Source organism: Paenibacillus jepli, assembly GCF_047238105.1.
In the GTDB taxonomy this organism is placed as follows: Bacteria; Bacillota; Bacilli; order Paenibacillales; family Paenibacillaceae; genus Paenibacillus_D.
Window position 1 is genome coordinate 350552 of sequence record NZ_JBDFMD010000001.1, and the last position, 18143, is coordinate 368694.

General features: G+C 58.5%; 11 protein-coding genes and 1 pseudogene. 1 reads left to right on the forward strand and 11 read right to left on the reverse strand.

Annotated elements, in window-relative coordinates; translation table 11 throughout:
• The first annotated feature begins 46 nt into the window (after window positions 1-46).
• The gene (locus ABC336_RS01650) at window positions 47-214 is read left to right on the forward strand and encodes a hypothetical protein (RefSeq protein ID WP_413237004.1); all 168 of its coding nucleotides are present in this window, start codon (window positions 47-49) and stop codon (window positions 212-214) included.
• Here ABC336_RS01650 and gyrA read toward each other — a convergent pair.
• The 11 genes and pseudogenes from gyrA to nth form a co-directional block, all read right to left on the reverse strand.
• The gene (gene gyrA, locus ABC336_RS01655) at window positions 205-2652 is read right to left on the reverse strand and encodes a DNA gyrase subunit A (protein ID WP_413237005.1); all 2448 of its coding nucleotides are present in this window, start codon (window positions 2650-2652) and stop codon (window positions 205-207) included. The genes ABC336_RS01650 and gyrA overlap by 10 nt on opposite strands.
• Complete coding sequence (gene parE / locus ABC336_RS01660) at window positions 2649-4634, reverse strand: DNA topoisomerase IV subunit B (protein WP_413237006.1); 1986 nt, start codon at window positions 4632-4634, stop codon at window positions 2649-2651. Before parE ends, gyrA begins: the two co-directional genes overlap by 4 nt.
• A gap of 107 nt (window positions 4635-4741) precedes the next feature.
• On the reverse strand, window positions 4742-5731 hold the full coding sequence (locus ABC336_RS01665; RefSeq protein WP_413237007.1) for an ABC transporter permease: 990 nt from the start codon (window positions 5729-5731) through the stop codon (window positions 4742-4744).
• On the reverse strand, window positions 5724-6701 hold the full coding sequence (locus ABC336_RS01670; RefSeq protein ID WP_413237008.1) for an ABC transporter ATP-binding protein: 978 nt from the start codon (window positions 6699-6701) through the stop codon (window positions 5724-5726). The genes ABC336_RS01665 and ABC336_RS01670 overlap by 8 nt, the downstream gene beginning before the upstream one ends.
• Entirely contained in the window at window positions 6698-7597 is a 900-nt protein-coding gene (locus tag ABC336_RS01675) for a GDSL-type esterase/lipase family protein (protein WP_413237009.1), read from the reverse strand. Before ABC336_RS01675 ends, ABC336_RS01670 begins: the two co-directional genes overlap by 4 nt.
• A gap of 209 nt (window positions 7598-7806) precedes the next feature.
• A complete protein-coding gene (gene purT / locus ABC336_RS01680; protein ID WP_413237010.1) occupies window positions 7807-8991 on the reverse strand; it encodes a formate-dependent phosphoribosylglycinamide formyltransferase in 1185 nt (394 codons plus the stop codon).
• Window positions 8992-9143: 152 nt separating this feature from the next.
• Window positions 9144-10972 (reverse strand): annotated as a pseudogene (locus tag ABC336_RS01685) (ABC transporter ATP-binding protein).
• Window positions 10969-12738 carry an ABC transporter ATP-binding protein gene (locus ABC336_RS01690; RefSeq protein ID WP_413237011.1) on the reverse strand — a complete coding sequence of 590 codons (1770 nt, stop codon included), beginning with the start codon at window positions 12736-12738 and terminating at the stop codon, window positions 10969-10971. The pseudogene ABC336_RS01685 and the gene ABC336_RS01690 overlap by 4 nt, the downstream one beginning before the upstream one ends.
• Before the next feature lie 497 nt (window positions 12739-13235).
• Window positions 13236-16952 (reverse strand): dynamin family protein, encoded by a 3717-nt coding sequence (locus ABC336_RS01695; protein WP_413237012.1) that lies wholly within the window; start codon window positions 16950-16952, stop codon window positions 13236-13238.
• Between the two features lie 45 nt (window positions 16953-16997).
• Window positions 16998-17276 (reverse strand): NAD/NADP transhydrogenase alpha subunit, encoded by a 279-nt coding sequence (locus ABC336_RS01700; protein WP_413237013.1) that lies wholly within the window; start codon window positions 17274-17276, stop codon window positions 16998-17000.
• A gap of 6 nt (window positions 17277-17282) precedes the next feature.
• Entirely contained in the window at window positions 17283-17975 is a 693-nt protein-coding gene (gene nth, locus ABC336_RS01705) for an endonuclease III (RefSeq protein ID WP_413237014.1), read from the reverse strand.
• Window positions 17976-18143 lie beyond the last annotated feature (168 nt).

Below are 18143 nucleotides of genomic sequence, written 5' to 3' on the forward strand. Positions count from 1 at the left end.
AAGAACCGACGGGGGACGCACATCTTGTATACACGGAGGGATCACTATGCACCAACCTGACGGCGACCTGCTGCGCCGCATCCGGGCATCTGGACTGCTCAAAGACCCACAGTGGCTGGACCGGCTGCATGAACCGGTGCCCCTGTGGGTCCTCTTGGAAGTCATCTTGAACCTGCAGGAGAAGGTCGAGCCGGTCGGCAGGCCTTATGACTGACCGCGTACGAGCAACAGCACGCCCGGATCCTTCTTGTCCGCAGGAGCAAGCGACTTGCCGGTAGCTCTGCGTTCGTCGATCGGCGCCTTCTCCGTCGAGAATAGATGCTGCGCGCCGCTGACGGTAACCAGCGTCACTTGCTGCTCATGCTTGCACCAGAGCGCTCCGATCAGCCGCTCGCCATTGGAGCGGACCCGCTTGCCTTCTTTAAATTCAAACGTTGCCACGCCTTTGCCGCCCCGGCCCTGAACCGGGTAATCCAGCAGCAGCGAGCGCTTGGCATAACCAAAATCACTGACGACGAGCAGTTCGCCTTCGTCGCCCTCGACGTGTATCGCCGCTACGACTTCATCGTCTTCGCGGAGCTGGATGCCCTTGACCCCCGCCGAGACGCGTCCCATCGGATTGACCTCATTCTCGCGGAACCGGATACTCATGCCGAGCTTGCTGACAAGCAGCAGCTCCTTTGTATTATCGCTTGTCTCGACGAGCATCACTTCATCGCCAGCACCTACCTTGCAAGCTGCGATTGCTGTTGAGCGTGAGGTCATGTAATCCTTGAGCTCGGTCCGTTTCACTTGTCCCCGCCTGGTGACGAAGACGAGCGAGAGCTCCGGCTGATTGAAGTCCTTCACCGGGATCACACTCACTACTGCATCATCCTTGGGCAGCGGGACCAGATTGACGACGGCCGTACCGTTGTCCTTCCACTTGAACTCCGGGATCTGATGGACCGGCAACAGGAAGTACTGGCCTTTCTTGGTGAACAGGAGCAGCGATTCGATCGTATTGACCGGCAGCAGGTGGCGGATCATATCGCCTTCCTTGACACCAGCACTCTCGAGCTCGCCTCCCGATCTGGTGAAGGATAGCATCGATGTCCGCTTGATATACCCGTCCTGACTGAGCGTCACGAGCACGTCCTCCGGCGTAACCAGCACTTCCAGATTGACCTTCAGCTCCTCGACCTCGCCCCTGATCTCGCTGCGGCGGTCGATCCCGTATTTCTCCCGGATCTCCTGGAGCTCGCCGGCGATCAGTTGGACGAGCTTCTTGTTGCTGCCGAGGATCGCCTGATAGCCGCTGATCCGCTTGGCGATTTCCTTCAGCTCCTTCTGCAGCGTCGTAATCTCCAGATTGGTCAGCCGATAGAGCTGCAAAGTAAGGATCGCATCGGCCTGCCGTTCTGAGAAACCGAACTGGTCGATCAAGTTTTTCTGGGCGTCCTGGCGGTTTTTTGACGCTTTGATGACGGCGATGACTTCATCAAGCACATTTAGCGCTTTGACGAGTCCTTCGAGCACATGGGCGCGGTCTTCGGCTCTTTCGAGCTCGTAGCGGATGCGGTGCGTAACGACTTCTTTCTGGTGGTCGACGTAAGCCTGCAGCATCGGCTGCAGCCCGAGCTGCTGGGGCGCCTTGTTGACGATTGCAACCATGTTGAAGTTGTAGGCAACCTGCAGATCCGTCTTCTTAAGCAGATACGCGAGGATGCCCTGCGCGTCAGCTTCCTTGCGCAGCTCGACGACGATGCGCAGGCCGTTCCGGCCGCTCTCGTCACGCACCTCGGCGATGCCCTCGACCTTCTTCTCCAGCCGTATATTTTCCATTGCTGTGACTAGTCTTGATTTGACCACTTGATAGGGGATCTCGGTGATGACGATCTGCTGACGACCGCCGCGCATGTCTTCGATCTCGGTACGCGAACGCAGATAGATACGGCCTTTGCCCGTGCGATACGCCTCCTTGATGCCCTCTTCGCCCATGATCAGCCCGCCAGTGGGGAAGTCCGGTCCGCGGACGATGCCCATCAGCTCCTCTAGCGTCATCTCTGGCCGCGACATGAGCGCGATGCAGGCGTCGATCACCTCGCGCAGATTGTGGGGCGGGATCTCTGTGGCGAAGCCGGAGGAGATGCCGCTGACGCCATTGACCAGCAGATTGGGGTAACGTGCGGGCAATACGACCGGCTCCTTGGCCGTATTATCAAAATTGTCCTTGAACAACACGGTCCGTTTCTCGATATCGCGCAGCAGCTCCATTGCGATCGGTGACAGGCGCGCTTCGGTATACCGCATCGCCGCAGCCGGATCGTCGTCCTGTGAGCCCCAGTTGCCATGGCCGTCGACGAGCATATGCCCCATCTTCCACGGCTGGGCCATCCGCACCATGCCCTCATAGATCGAGGAATCGCCATGCGGATGATAGTTGCCCATAACATCGCCGACTGTCTTGGCCGACTTGCGGTATGGCTTGTCCGGCGAGTTGCCGGCGTCGTACATCGCATACAGGATCCGTCGCTGTACCGGCTTCAGGCCGTCTCGCACATCGGGGATGGCGCGGTCCTGGATAATATATTTGGAATATCTGCCAAAGCGGTCGCCGACCACCTCTTCGAGGAAAGCCGGGAGAAATTGTTCGGTTCCTTGGCTGCTCACTTTTCGATCCCCTCCGCATCCTCATATTCCATGAAGTCCACATTCTCGACGATCCAGCGCTTGCGCGGCTCGACCTTGTCGCCCATCAGCGTCGATACCCGCTTCTCCGCCTTGGCGGCGTCCTCGATCTGCACCTGGAGCAGCGTGCGCGTCTCCGGATCCATCGTCGTCTCCCAGAGCTGATCGGGATTCATCTCGCCCAGACCTTTATAGCGCTGCAGCTCATAGGATTTGAACTCCTTCAGGTAGTTCTGCAGCTGCTCATCGGTAAACGCGTAGCGGATCGTACTGTGCTTGCCCGACTTGCTGGAGATTTTGTAGAGCGGCGGCTGGGCGATGTACACCTTGCCTGCATCGATGAGCGGCTTCATGTAGCGATAGAAAAAAGTCAGCAGCAGCACCTGGATATGCGCACCGTCCGTATCCGCGTCCGTCATAATTATAATCTTGTTGTAATTGCCCTCAGTGGCGTCAAATTCCGGCCCGACCCCGGCGCCGATCGCCGCGATGATCGCTTTGTATTCATCGTTCTTGAGGATATCCCCGAGCCGCGCCTTCTCGGGATTCATCGGCTTGCCCTTGAGCGGCAGAATCGCCTGATGCTTGGAATCTCTACCCTGCTTGGCCGATCCGCCGGCCGAATCGCCTTCGACGATGAACAGCTCGTTGCGGGCATAGTCCTTGGACTGAGCCGGCGTCAGCTTGCCGCCGAGGTTCGAGCTCTCGCTGCGCTTCTTGCCGCTGCGGATCTCGTCACGAGCCTTGCGCGCCGCTTCGCGGGCCTTGTTCGCCTGCACCGCTTTTTTGATGAGCTGCTGTGCAACCTGGGGGTTCTCCTCCAGGAACACCTGCATCTTGTCAGTGACGATCGCATCGACTGCGCTGCGCGCAGAGGCGCTGCCGAGCTGATCCTTCGTCTGGCCGACGAACTCGACCTCGGCCATCTTGATGTTGATGACCGCCATCATGCCTTCGCGCAGGTCAGTGCCGTCGAGATTTTTTTCCTTTTCCTTCAGCAGCGACGTTTTGCGAGCGTAGTCGTTCATCGCGCGGGTGTAAGCCGTCTTGAAGCCTGTCTCATGCGTACCGCCGCCGCGTGTCGGGATCGAATTGACGAAGGAAGCGATCGTCTCCGTATAGCCGTCGTTGTACTGCATGGCCACCTCGACCTCGATATCGTCACGTTCGGCTGCGAAGTGGATGACGTCGTGCATGACCGCCTTGTCCTCGTTGAGGAACTGGACGAATTGACGGGCGCCTCCCTCGTAATGAAACATCTCATGCTTGTCCGCACGCTCGTCCTTGACGGTAACCTTGAGGCCGGAGTTCAGAAAAGCGATCTCTTGCAGCCGCTCCGCGAGCGTATCGAAGTTGATCGTCGTATTGCCATGGAACACGCGGGAATCGGGCTTGAAGGTTACCTTCGTGCCCGTGCGGTTTGTCTTGCCGACGACCTCCAGTGTCGTCACCGGTTCGCCGACATGCTCAGCTCCCGCTTCATCGACCCAGTAGGCAAAACGCTGTTTGTGCAGCTTGCCGTCGCGAGCGATCTCGACCTCCAGCCATTCCGAGAGGGCATTAGTCACCGAAGCTCCGACGCCATGGAGGCCGCCGGACTTCTTGTACCCCCCGCCCCCGAACTTGCCGCCGGCATGGAGGATCGTGAAGACAACCTGCGGCGTCGGGACCCCCGTCTTGTGCATGCCGGTCGGGATGCCGCGGCCGTTGTCCTTGACTGTGATCGATTGATCGTTATGTATGATGACATCGATCTCGCTGCAATATTTGGCCAGATGCTCGTCCACCGCATTATCGACGATCTCCCATACCAGATGATGCAGCCCTGACGTGGTGGTGCTGCCGATATACATGCCCGGCCGTTTGCGGACCGCCGTCAGCCCTTCCAAAATCTGAATATCTTCAGCGTCGTACCCCCGTTCCTGAGCCGGCGCATTCATTAACTTGTTCACTTGCTCGGTCATAAGCGTCCCCCTTGGCTATCTAAAGCAACGGGAGTCCAGGCTCCCGGCCTGGTTCTCCTGTGTCTTGCTTTCCGCGATGCGTACCTCTTGCATATACTCAAGCTATTTTAATTCAAGATGTCCTGTTTAGTAAAGACAGTAAACGAGACGATCAGTGAGCCGACCGCCCAAACGGCCAGAACAACCAGCGAAAACAGCAGGTTCATCCCCTCGACCGGCGGCGGTGTCCCCTCGAGATAACCGGTCAGCTGCAGGTTCACCGAGAAGATGTATCGAGCGCCTTCCCAGGCGGAGGCCATATTGGAGAGGATCGTCCCCGAGATAATCGCCGCCATCATCGTGACGATGCTTGCAGCCGTACTCCGCAGCAGCACGGATACCATCAGCGAGAGCACCGCAACCACCATGGCCGCAAACCAGGTCAGCCCGGACTGCATGAGCAGGAATTGCCATTGCGGCACCGCATGCACATTCGTCGTATCCACATCGGAGCCATTGATCACGAACCCCGTGAAGATAGGCAGCCCCCAGCCGCTGTACCCGAAGACGAGCCCGGAGATCAAGTAGCAGATAAGCGCCATCGCCACGATCGTCAGCGAGACGTAGAAGGTGAGAGCCACCAGCTTGCTGAACAAGATTTTCCACCGCCGTACCGGCCGTGTGAGCAGCATCTTGATCGTGCCTGTTGTCCGCTCGCCGGAGACCAGATCGGAAGCGATCGCTAGTACCATCAGCGGGATGAAGAGCGTTACGGAATTGCTCATGAAGCCCCGCGTAAACGTAACCGCATTGGGAGCGTTGGGATTGACATCCTGCTCCAAATAATAGGTCAGCTGCTGCACCATCACACGGCGGAACTGCTTCCACTCCTCGGGTATCCGGTTGCTTGAGAGCGTGTTCTCATAATCGGTGATCTGCTCCTGCAGCTGATTGCGCCAATCATCGAATCGAGCTTCATCCCGGGTCGACATGATCATCTGGGCGTAAGTAAAGATCGGCACCAGGATGGCTAGGATGATAAGGATGACATAGAACCGCTTTTTCTTCCAGATCTTCAGCGTTTCATTCTGTATGAGCGATAACAGCTGTTTAGTCAATCCCCTCACCCTCCGTCAGTTTCAAGAATAGCTCTTCGAGTGACGGCGATACCTTCTGCATACCTGTCACATCAATTCCTGCCTCTACTAGCTGTCGCAGCACAGCAGCGATATGTTCTTCCGGGATGGCGCTCACGATCGCCCCCGGCAGAGCTGTCAGTATCGTCTCATCGATCGCATGATCGCGCTCATCCACCAGTTGCACCAGCGGATCGGTCTGCATCAACGTCCGCGCCGCGCCCGGATCGCTCACTTGCCACAGCACGTACCCGCCGGCCTGGCTGACCAGCTCCTCGACACCGCCGACCGCCAGCACCCTGCCTCTGCTGATGATCGCGACCCGATCGCACATCAGCTGGATCTCGCTGAGCAGATGGCTGGAGATGAACAGGCTCATGCCTTGAGCGGCAAGCATCCGGATAAATTCGCGCAGCTCCTTGATGCCTTTGGGATCCAGCCCGTTCGTAGGCTCGTCCAGGATGAGCAGCTTGGGCCGTCCCAGCAGCGCCTGAGCGATCCCGAGACGCTGCCGCATCCCCAGGGAATATGTGCTGACTTTGTCCATGATCCGCTGACTCATGCCAACGATGCTCACGACCTCGCTGATCCGGTCTGCGCCGACATCGGGCAGCATACGGGCAAAGTGCTCGAGATTCTCCCACCCGCTCAGGAACGGATAAAGCTCGGGGTTCTCGACGATACATCCGATATGGCGAAGCGCCTGCTCCGGCTGGCGCTGCACATCGTAGCCGCCCACCTTGACCGAACCCGCAGTCGGCTTGATCAGATCGACCAGCATCCGGATGGTCGTCGTTTTGCCAGAGCCGTTGGGGCCCAGGAATCCGAAGATCTCCCCTTTGCGCACGTCAAAGCTGACCTCGTGGATGATTTTCTTGCGGCGGATCGTCTTTTGCAGTCCCTGTACGGTTAAGATAATCTCCTGCTCAGCCATCCCTTCCCCTCCTCTCATTCGACTATCTGGATGATCCGATCAGCGATCTGCTCATAACCCGCACCATTCGGATGAAAGCGGTCAGCGGACAAATAGGTGTCGATCGTCTCCTCGAACAGATCATAGGTAGGCAACATATGCATGGCGGGGTATTCCTGCAGGATGGTATACACGCTGCTGTTCCACTGCTGGACGAGCATACTGGCCGGCCGCAGCTCGGGGACATCATAGAATGGATTGTATAAACCGACGTAGATCAATCTCGCTTCGGGATTGAGCTCATGGATCGCTCCCGCAACACTCCGGAAGCGCTCCAGTGCAACACCGATCCGCTCGGCTACCGCTTCGACGCTCAGTCCGCCGGGGATCCCGCTTATCCCCGTCTCCGTCCCCTCCGGCGGCACCGGCACACCAGAGGGCGACTCCCCTTCTCCAGACGGCAGCTCCTCCTGATACTGGGCGAACTGGAACAGATCGTTGCCCCCGATCGTCAGCAGGATCAGATCCGCTTGTCGGATCGCATACTGGTAGCCGCTGTCGGACGCCAGTTTGTCTGCCAGACCGTCCATGCGCTGTCCGCCCACGGCCAGATTGTTATTGAGCCTGACCGGTACATCGAGCTTCTCCGACAATCCGTCCAGCACGCGGTTCACATAGCCTCTGCCTCCAGTGTCGCCCACGCCGCGGGTCAACGAATCTCCCATCGCGGTGACCCGCAGCTCCTGCCGGTCTGCCAGATCAGGCGTGTGATCCGGGGACTGCAGCGTCTGCCTGGGTCCTCCCAGCCCCATCACATCGCTCACTGCGTAGCCAAAGCCGAATAGTAGCACCAGCGTTGCCGCTGTGGCTGCCAGAGCGATGACCCGCCACAATCCTTTTGCACCTTGCCGCTCTGCCCTACGCTGCTTGTCCATGCTGTAACCCCCTCTTTTTCCCACAATCCGTATCCTTAGTCATCCTCTTATTCTTACATACTTAACCTATAAAATAAATCTTCCGGCCTGAATTTGCAAATGGAGGACGTCCGGGTCTTCTCTACCAAGCCGCACGATACCGCTTTGCGAACCACGCAAAAACCCGCAAAGCGCACATCACTCTGCGCGCCTTGCGGGGTGCTGGCCGGCTACTCGCCGTATTCAAGATGCAGCGACTGGGCGGCTCTCCGGGCATGCTCCCGGGCTGTCGCTACATCGTCGGCACTGCTGAGCGCTACGGCCATCCGGCGACCGATCCGAGTCTGCGGCTTGCCGAAGATCCTGACCTGCGTATGCGGCAAAGCCAGTGCCTCGGTAACCCCTTCGATACGGTAATGGTCGCTCTCGCGATCCGCTTTGAGCGTATAGGAAGCACCGGGGCCGAGCTGGCGAATCGAAGGGATCGGCAGGCCGAGGATCGCTCTGGCATGCAGGGCAAACTCCGACAGATCCTGGGTGACCATCGTCACCATGCCCGTATCATGCGGACGCGGCGATACTTCGCTGAACAATACGCCATCTCTTGTCAGGAACAACTCAACGCCGTAGATGCCCCATCCGCCCAGCGCATCGGTGATTCGGCTCGCGATCTCTTCCGCCTGACGGCGATTCTCGGCCGACACCTCATGCGGCTGCCACGACTCGATGTAATCGCCGTCGCGCTGGATATGGCCGATCGGCGCGCAGAAGGCGGTGCCCGACACCGAGCGCACAGTCAGCAGCGTAATCTCCGATTCGAAGGTAACGAATCCCTCGACGATGACACGCTGCCGCTTCGCCCGTCCGCCGTCCATCGCCAGCTGCCAGCATCCCTCGATCTCCGCTTCGGTACGGCATACGCTCTGGCCTTTGCCGGAAGAGCTCATGATCGGCTTGATAACGCAAGGCGTCCCGAGCTCGGCGACCGCCTGACGGAGCTCGTCCAGACTGTCGGCGAACCGGTAAGGCGCCGTTGGCAAACCAAGCTCCTCTGCAGCAAGGCGGCGGATACCCTCGCGGTCCATCGTCAACTGTGCTGCACGCGCAGTCGGGATAACACGCTGCCCTGCCTGCTCCAGCTCCACCAGCACCGAAGTCGCGATCGCTTCGATCTCGGGAACGATCAGATCCGGCTTCTCCTGCTCGATCAGCTGTCTAAGCTGATCCGCATCCAGCATGTCGATGACATGCGAGCGGTGGGCTACCTGCATAGCCGGCGCATGAGCATAACGGTCGACGGCGATGGTTTCGATACCTAGCCGCTGCGCTTCAATAACGACTTCCTTGCCCAGCTCTCCCGATCCGAGCAGCATGATTTTGGTGGCCTGCGGGTGAAGCGGCGATCCATAATTCAACAGAAAAAACCTCCTGGAAGCAGCGGCAAGCCGCTGGTTTTTCTTCCATTGTGGAGGTTTGTCTGCGGATAAGTCAAGCAAAAACGACTTCGATGTTCTTTTAGATCGTTTGAATAGCTTTGCCTGGGAGATTCGGCGTCTCCGAACCTGCGTTAAGCCGACAAGAAACGATACTGCGCCTCGATCAAACCGTGATAGATGCCGCCTCTGGCCATCAGCTCGTCGTGATTGCCTTGCTCCATGATAATGCCATGGTCGAGCACGACGATGTTGTCGGCGTGGCGGATCGTCGAGAGCCGATGCGCGATGATAAACGAGGTGCGGCCGAACAGCAGCGTCTTGAGTGCTTCCTGGATCTTCAGCTCCGTCTCGGTATCGATGCTTGCCGTCGCCTCGTCTAGGATCAGCACACGCGGATCCGCCAGCAGCGCACGGGCAAAGGACAGCAGCTGCCGCTGGCCCATCGACAGGATATTGCCGCGCTCCTGCACCTCGGTATCGTAGCCGTCAGGCAGATCCATGATGAAGTCATGGGCGCCGACCGCCTGTGCGGCCAGCACGACCTCATGATCAGTCGCATCCAGGCGGCCGTACCGGATATTGTCGCGGATCGAACCGGAGAAGATGAAGGTATCCTGCAGCACGATGCCAACCTGGGACCGGAGCGACGAGATCGTCACATCGCGGATATCCTGGCCGTCGATCAGCACGCGTCCCTCGACGGGGTCGTAGAAGCGGCACAGCAGATTGATGATCGTACTCTTGCCTGAGCCGGTATGCCCGACCAGAGCGATCGACTGGCCGGCTTTGACGTCCAGACTGATGTTCTTCAGCGCCGGACGTCCCTTCTCGTACTCGAAGACGATGTTGTCGAAGCTCACATCGCCGCGGATCTCGGTGAGATCCTTGGCCGATTCCAGCTCGGCTACGTTCGGCTTCTCGTCCATGAATTCGAAGATCGCTCCGAGGAGGCCATCGCGATCAGCAGCTGCGAATACATCTGGCCCAGCCGGTTGATCGGATCCCAGAAGTTGCCGATGTACTGGGCGAAGGCAACCAGCAGTCCGATCGTCAGCACTTCCGTCTGGATCAGGTGAGAGCCGTACCAGAACAAGATCAGCATACCGATCGCCGAGGTGATCTCGATGACCGGGCCAAACGCCTGGTTGAGCGCCGACGCCTTGTTCCAGGCTTTCACGTTGCTCTGATTCATGTTGTCGAAGTAAGCGATGTTATCCTGCTCCTGTACGTAGGCTTGCGTCACCTTGATGCCTTGGATGCTCTCGTTAAGATGCGCATTGATACGGGACTGATTCATCCGCACCCCTTGCCAGGCGAGCCTGATCCGCCGCCGCAGGGCGCTGGAGACGAGGAACATCAGCGGCACGGTGATCATGACCGCCACACCGAGCTGGAAGTTCAGCAGCAGCAGGATGACGACGATCCCGACCAGCTGCACGCAGTCCATCATTAGGTTGACTACGCCGTTGGTGAACAGGTCCTGCATCGCATTGATGTCATTGGTAATCCGCACCAGGATGGATCCTGCCGGCCGCTTGTCGAAGAAGCGGAACGACAGCTTCTGGATGTGGCTGAACAAGTCCTTGCGCAGATCATAGATAATCTTCTGCCCGATAATATTCGTGAAGCGGATCCGGAACGTATTGGCCGCCCATTGAATAATATACAATCCCAGCATCCAGCCTGCGTACGTATAGAGCTGCTCGTAGCTGCCGGCCCCACTCTCCGGAAAGATCGCTTCATCGATCGCCAGCGCGATAATCGCCGGAATCGCCAGCCGCGTCGCAGTGCCGATGATCATCATCAGCATCACGATCGGAATCAGCTGCTTGCGGTAAGGTTTCATATAACGAACCAGTCGGCCCATTTGCGCCCAGTTGAACGGCTTTTCGATCAGTTCATCGTCCTGATAGACGAAGCGCGACCGCTTGTCGCTAGTTTTGGAGGCTTGCTCGCTCAACTTGACACCCTTCTTTCTGTAGCCGCCGCATCGGTCGGCCGATCGGCATATTGAATATTGTACGTATCGCGATAATGGCCTGCGGTTGCAATCAGCTCTTCATGCGTGCCGCGCTGCACCACAACCCCTTCATCCAGGACGATGATCTCGTCGGCTTGGCGCAGCGAGGAGATCCGGTGGGCGATGATAAACGTTGTCCGGCCCTTCATAACCTCCCGGAAGCCGGCCTGGATCTCGTGCTCCGTCTCCATATCGACGGCACTCGTCGAATCGTCCAATACGAGGACCCGGGGATTTTTGATCAGCGCACGGGCGATGGCGATCCGCTGCTTCTGGCCGCCCGAGAGCCCCAGCCCCCGCTCGCCGACGATCGTATCGTAGCCCAGCGGCAGCTCCATGATAAACTCATGCGCTTTGGCCAGCTGGCAGGCCCGGATAATCTCATCATCGGACACATGGCCTACGCCGTATGCGATGTTGTCGCGGATCGAGGCCGAGAACAAAAAAGTCTCTTGGAATACCGGAGCGATCTGGCGACGCAAACTTCGCACGTCCAGCTTATTGATATCGATGCCGTCGAACGTAATCCGTCCCTGCCTGACGTTATAAGCCCGCATCAGCAGTTGGATGACGGTTGACTTGCCCGAACCGGTGCCGCCGAGGAAGCCGATTACTTTGCCCGGAGGCGCTTCCAGCGACAGATCGGTGAGCGCTGGTTTCTTGTCCGCATAGTTGAACGTAACGTTCTCGAACCGGACATGCCCCTCCGTTTTGCGATCGTCCAGGACGATTGCCTGCTCCGGGTTTTTGACATGGACGTATTGATTAAGCAGCTCCAATACCCGCTCCCCCGACGCTTTCGATTGGGTATAGTTGTTGATATGGAAGCCCAACTGCCACATCGGCTGGATGATAAACCAGATCAGACTGAAAAATGCGACCAATTCGCCGATCGACAGCGATCCGCTGATGACCAGTCTGCCGCCAACGACCAGCAGCATAACCACGCACAAGCTGGCGAGGAGCTCCATGACCGGAAAGTAATTGCCCCAGATCTTGGCTGCGCGAATCTGGTTGTTGCGGTATTCGTCACTGCGTACCGAAAATTTGTCCACCTCATGCGGCTCGCGGGCAAACGACTTGACCGTCCGCACACCGGTGATGTTCTCCTGGACAGCTGTGGTCAAGTGGCTCATCGCCAGACGCATCTCCTGGAATGCGGGATGGATCTTGCGCTCGAACTTCAGGGCGACGAGCGCCAGAAACGGGATCGAGATGAACGTGAGCAGCGTCAGCTGCCAATGGATCGTCATCATCATCGCGCCGCCGAAGAGCACCATCAGGAACATGTTCAGAATCTGGGCAAAACCGAAGCCGATAAACATCCGGATCGCCTCGAGATCCGCAGTCAACCGGGACATCAGGTCGCCGGTCTTGGCCGTATCGTAGTAAGGGAAAGATAATTCCTGCAATTTCTTGTAGCTGCCGTCCCGAAGCCGGTAAGCGACTTTGTTGCCCAGGCGTCCGCCAAAAAAGCCATGCACAAACTGCATGCTTGCCTTGAGCGTGATAACGCCTACAACTGTCAGCGATAGTAGCGGTACCAGCTCGTAACGCTCCAGCCCAATCACATCATCAAGCAGCACCCGCAGCAGGTTAGGATACACCAGCCCCAGTGCCGTCGCGAACATCAGAGCGATGATCGAGACATAAAGAAGCCTTCGTTCGGGCCAGTAAAAATCCTTAAGTTGCCTGAACACATTCACGCCATTTTCTCTCCCTTGACCATTTTTATAAGCATGAATGAATATTACCAGCATCCCACCCGGACGGCAAACCGTGCATCGCACCATATTTTAGACTGTGTCATCATTTGTTCACATATGGAAAACGAAGCGGGGGGTATTCTCCCGAATAGTCGTTTTTCATCCCCCGGAGCGGCATAATGCTCGCGTTTCGTTATAAACTGCAAAAAACGTGTGCAAGTTCCTGAAAAATAGCGGCTAACGCAGGCGGATGGCCAAGCTGAGGCCGTTACAGTTTGCCTTGGCGCAAAGCGAATCGCCGGGTACGCCGCTCTAAGGGAAGAAAAGCGCCTTGGAGCTCGGCGAACGGCCGACTCCGGCGCTCCAATGGCCGGAGAAAATAAAAGACAATTGCACTTGGACGGCAGACAGCCGGGACCGGGCAGTCCAGCTGCCTGGTCCCGGCTGTCCCGGGCTTGATTCATTATGATTTATACGAGTCTGGACGGCCCGCCGACTCAAACCGGTTCCTGCCGGCTCTCGGCGACGATTGCCTCGATACCGGCAAGCAGCCGCTCCAGCTCCGCCGGATCGGTAAGCTCTGACCATGAGGCTAGCGTACTGTCACCGTAGCTCTGGATCTCAGCTTTGAGCTGCGTCTCCGTCGCTTCGGCCAGCCGGCTCCACTGTCGTTCATAGTGGCTTGACCAGGCCTCTGCGATCGCATCGGCATACTGCTGCAGCGGCCCCGCAAGCAGCTTCTCCAGCTCCTGACGGAGCTGCGCTTTGCCGTCGCCTTCGAAGAAGTGGCGCGGTGAGCGGAAGCGGGTCCACAAGAGCTTGCGGTCAACAACATCGGTCTGCCAGACTTCCCCCGTATCCGGCGCCTCTATCTCCTGCGGATCGAAGGCTGCCGCCGTAAAGCCCTCCAGCCGCTCGGCAAGCTCTGCCGCTGCAGCGTCGTACCGGGCGCCCACCTGTCGCTTGACGGCCCCCTCCAGCCGAAGCGTGGTCGCCAGCAGTTCCTCCGAGAGTTCGCTCTGCAGCAGACGCTGCAGCTCCAGCCAGGAGGTCCACAGCATCTTGCGCAGATCCCGGCCGTCTTCCTGCAGACTGGCAGGATTGAAGGCCAGATTGTAATGCTCGCCGAACCGGTATTGTACCCGCTGCAAGACATAGTGCAGCAGCTCCTGCAGTTCTTGTCTGATCGGCTCGAAGGACAATCGGCTGCGGAACGCTCCTGTCGTCTCCAGCGCTTCGCCGACCCGGACGGTCAGCTGCTCGCGGCGAGCCTGTCGGCAGAGCTCGTCGCTTCTGGCGGTCTGCAGCCAGCTGCGGATCGTCTTGGCGCTTCTGGCGATCTCCTCGGCAGCCGAATCTACGGCCAGCTGCCCGAGCTCCGTCGAGGTAAAGCGCAGGAAGGCATCTTCGAACGCCTGGATGCCGGATTGCGCCATCCCCTGCGCATCTCTCTGCTGCTTGGCGTCCAGCGCCGCCAGCGAGGCGATCGGGTGCAGCCGCGGGAAACGGATGCCATGCTGCAGCAGATTGCGTTCGACGTGACCCACGACGCCTGCCAGCTCGGCTGCATCAGCGGCGAGATCGGCCGCATTGACGATGAAGAACATTTTATCCAGCTCGAACTGGTCCTTGACCCGGCCAAGCTGCAGCAAGAACTGCCGGTCAGCCTGAGAGAAGGCATGGTTATAATAAGTTACGAATAAAATTGCATCTGCATTTTTAATATAATTGAACGCCACACCCGTATGACGTGCATTGACCGAGTCCGCGCCAGGCGTGTCGACGAGTACGATGCCCTGGGCTGTCAGCGGACAGTCGTAGAACAGCTCGATCTCGCGGACAAAGCAGGAACGCCACTCCTCGGCTACATACGCCCGGTATCCGGCGGTGTCGACGAACAGCTCCCCGCCGAGATGGGGCTCCAGCGTCTTCCAGCCCTTGGCCGCAGCCTTCAGGAAGCTATAGTGGGGTCTTCCGCCCGGATGCAGCGCCTCCGGGGTCAGAGATTCGATGCGCTCCAACAGGGCGTCTGCCGAGAGGCCGCCTGTTTCCTCGCCCAGCAGCTTAAGCGAGTATTGAAGATCGTCCACCATCGCTGCTGTCGATTTCATGACGATCCGCGCCGAGCCATGCGGTTGACCCGGCGAAGGCGGGACGATCCGGTTGATCGCTGCTGTCGTCGGATTCGGCGACACGGGCAGCACCGGCTCGCCGATGAGGGCATTGGCAAAGGAAGACTTGCCTGCGCTGAACGCACCGAACAACGCGATCGTAAACCGGTTGCGCTGCAGCCGCTCCGCCTTGCTGCGCATCGCCGTAACCGCAGAGGCCAGCGAGGCAGTCGGCTGGAGCAGATCCGCAGCCCGATGCAGGCGCTCGGCAGCCAGCCGCTGCGGTGCCAGGACAGCAGCTCCTGCCAGGCTGCCGCTGCCGGCTGTTGCGTCAGTTGTGCCCATAGCCTTGCCTCCTGCTCCAGCCAAGGACGCCTGGAGGGCAGCCGGCTGCTCCGATGCGGGGATAGACCGCGGTCTGACGTCCACAGTGCTCGGCATGCCTTCGCTCGAGACGGCAGCCGCCGCTTCAGGCGCCGGCAGTTGGGGCATCGGCTGTGCTGGCGGCAACAGCCGCTCCAGCTCTGTCTCATGTATCTTCCGCTTCGACTCCAGCTCCTCCAGGCGGGACAGCGCGGCCGTCTGCCGGGACAGCTCCTCTCGCCTAGCTCTCTGACCGGCCGCCTGCGCGTCTCCCGCCGCCGCCGCCCGCTCTGCCAACAGCTCGGACCAATCTGCCGCTTGTTTGCGGTAACGCGTTTTTATCGCGGCCGAGAGTGAGCTGCAGTAGTTCATCGTCGCTTCATTGCTGAACACGGCACCCGGCGGGATCAGCTCCTCCAGCATCGACGGCTGCACCAGACCGGTCAGCTCTGCTGCGAGCCGCTGCTCCAGCGTCTCGTCCTGCCAGCCAAGCCCCGCAGCCTCTTTGCGGAACAGCTCCAGCAAGTGCCACTCAATGCCGGACCGTATGCCTGCCTGCAGCTCGGTATTGAACTGCTCCAGACGTCTCGCCTGCTCGGCTGCCGTCTTCGCCCCGGCGAACAGCAGCCCCGTTCTGAAGCCCGGTTTGCGGCTCTCCAGGAACGCATGCGCAAGATCGCGGGTAGCAGCAGGTGTAATGTTGGCATTATCCAGCAGCGACTGGACCTCTTGCCGCAGTCCGATCTTCAGCCGTTCCGGCGCTTCCCTGCGTGTCTTCTCCGCTGCAGCGATTCCTTCGAGCTCCTGTCGCAGCTCCACCAGTCCCGATTCTCCTCCTGCCTCGGCTAGCAGCTTCTCGCGCTGCGGCTCCTGTTCCTCCGCCAGCCAGCGTGCATGCTCTTCCAGCAGGTGGCGGGCCGACGCTTCCACGCTGACACGGCTCAGCTCCTGCCTCAGCTCAGCAAGACCTGCGAGCAGGCGCTCCAGTGATGTCCACTGCTGATGCGGATGATCCGTCTGCCGCATCGACAGATACAGGATGCCTGCCGGCTCAAGATGCCACCCGGCAAACGCCTCCTCAACACTGCGTTTATATTCTTCAAAGGCAAGCTCCTGCTCGCGGTGCTTGTCGATCTGGTTGACGATCAGATAGAGCGGCTTGCCCCAGTCTTTGAGCTGCTTGGCAAATGCGAAATTGATCTCCGACTGTACGTGGTTGTAATCCATGACATAAAAAACGACGTCCGCCAAATGCAGCGCCGATTCGGTCGCCATCCGGTGAGCGTCATCTGTAGAATCGATCCCCGGCGTATCCAGCAGCACGGTATGACCGCCTAGCCGCGGGATTGGGTACGTAATCGCAACTGAGGTGAACTCTTCACCGTTGACGCAATAAGCTTCCAGCTCCTCGGGCGCCGCTTCGATAATCCTGCGCTGGCCGCCGCTAAACTGCTCGATTCGGGCACAGGGCGCGCCGTCCGCGATTGAGACGACGTTAGCACTCGTCGGGATCGGACTAGACGGCAGCAAAGGCGCCTCACAAAGCCGGTTGATTAGCGTCGACTTGCCAGCGGAGAAGTGACCGCAGAATGCCACGACGAGCTGCTGCTCTGCGAGTTTGCCATTCACTTCGCGAAGCCGCTCCGCATGCCTGTAATCTCCCGCCGATTCCATCTGCCCGGCAATCTCCAAGAGCGCAGCGGAGACCGGCTCCGCTGCGCTCTGAGTCATACTGCTCATATGTGTAATCTCTCCATATCTATTACTGAATTGGCCTTGAGTGCTCTACTCGACCGTGCCTTCTTCATTGCCGTCGGGCATGCAGATTTCGAATACGTTGCCGTGCTGCAGTATAGTGATGCCGCGCTTCTTCTCGCGCATGACGACAACCTCCGGCTTGACCCGCATGCGCTCCAGGTATTGATCGGGCACATCTCCTGCTCCGCTCACGGTAACGCCTTCGAGAATCACCTCTTCATTGTCTGCAGGGGGTGCTGCGATGATATCCGGATAGATATCGGAGAACAGTTCAAAATTGTTGGTGTATACGGAAATGCACTTCATCGTCTCTCATCCTTTGCTGGGTAATGTAATGGTCTTTTCCTTATCTTTCCTGACTGTGACCGGCTTCATACGCTTCTTGCCTTCCTTGCACCGGTCCAGCAGCTCGCAGACCGAACAAGCCGGTTGCTGGGCTTTGCAATGGTATCTCCCAAAAAAGATGAGTCGGTGATGCGTCTGCGTCCATTCCTCCTGCGGAACAAGCTTCATGAGCTTCTTCTCGACCTCGAGTACAGAATCGTCGGCCTTTGCCGCCCCCAGCCGCTTGGAAACACGCTCCACATGAGTATCTACAGCAATGGCTGGCACGCCAAAAGCATTGGAGACAACGACATTGGCCGTCTTGCGGCCAACGCCCGGCAGCTCAGTCAATTGCGCATGAAGCCGCGGCACCTCGCCATCGTACTTGTCGATCAGCATGCGGCACAGCTTCTGGATATGCGCAGCTTTGTTGCGGAACAGCCCGATCCTGCGGATATCCTGCTGGAGCTCTTCAAGCGGCACCTGCAAGTAGTCCTCAGGCCGCTTGTACTTTTGGAACAAGTCTGCGGTTACCCGGTTGACCGTCTCATCTGTACATTGGGCAGACAGCAGTACAGCGATCGTCAGTTCAAAAGCATTGCTATGATTCAATTCGCAATGAGCATCTGGAAACATCTTGCCGATCACGTCCAGAATCTCTCTCATTTGTTTTTTGTTCATTCGATTACGCTCCCCAATAATGGGCTTCGTTTCAAAGTGTAGCGAAAAATGTCGCGGTACGCAAGCCTATTCCGTATGAAGTTGCAACAATATTTTGCAGAATCGGAACCCGGACAATTGGATGCGTTTTCATAGCGGCTAATGCCAAACGAAACAAACCCGGGAACC

Excerpts from the sequence above, each read along its gene's own strand:
- ABC336_RS01700 (WP_413237013.1), bottom strand. The coding sequence starts at position 17,276 with ATGAAGTGCATTTCCGTATACACCAACAATTTTGAACTGTTCTCCGAT.
- parE (WP_413237006.1), bottom strand. The coding sequence starts at position 4,634 with ATGACCGAGCAAGTGAACAAGTTAATGAATGCGCCGGCTCAGGAACGG.
- ABC336_RS01675 (WP_413237009.1), bottom strand. The coding sequence starts at position 7,597 with ATGGACAAGCAGCGTAGGGCAGAGCGGCAAGGTGCAAAAGGATTGTGG.
- ABC336_RS01650 (WP_413237004.1), top strand. The coding sequence starts at position 47 with ATGCACCAACCTGACGGCGACCTGCTGCGCCGCATCCGGGCATCTGGA.
- ABC336_RS01670 (WP_413237008.1), bottom strand. The coding sequence starts at position 6,701 with ATGAGAGGAGGGGAAGGGATGGCTGAGCAGGAGATTATCTTAACCGTA.
- nth (WP_413237014.1), bottom strand. The coding sequence starts at position 17,975 with ATGAACAAAAAACAAATGAGAGAGATTCTGGACGTGATCGGCAAGATG.
- ABC336_RS01695 (WP_413237012.1), bottom strand. The coding sequence starts at position 16,952 with ATGAGCAGTATGACTCAGAGCGCAGCGGAGCCGGTCTCCGCTGCGCTC.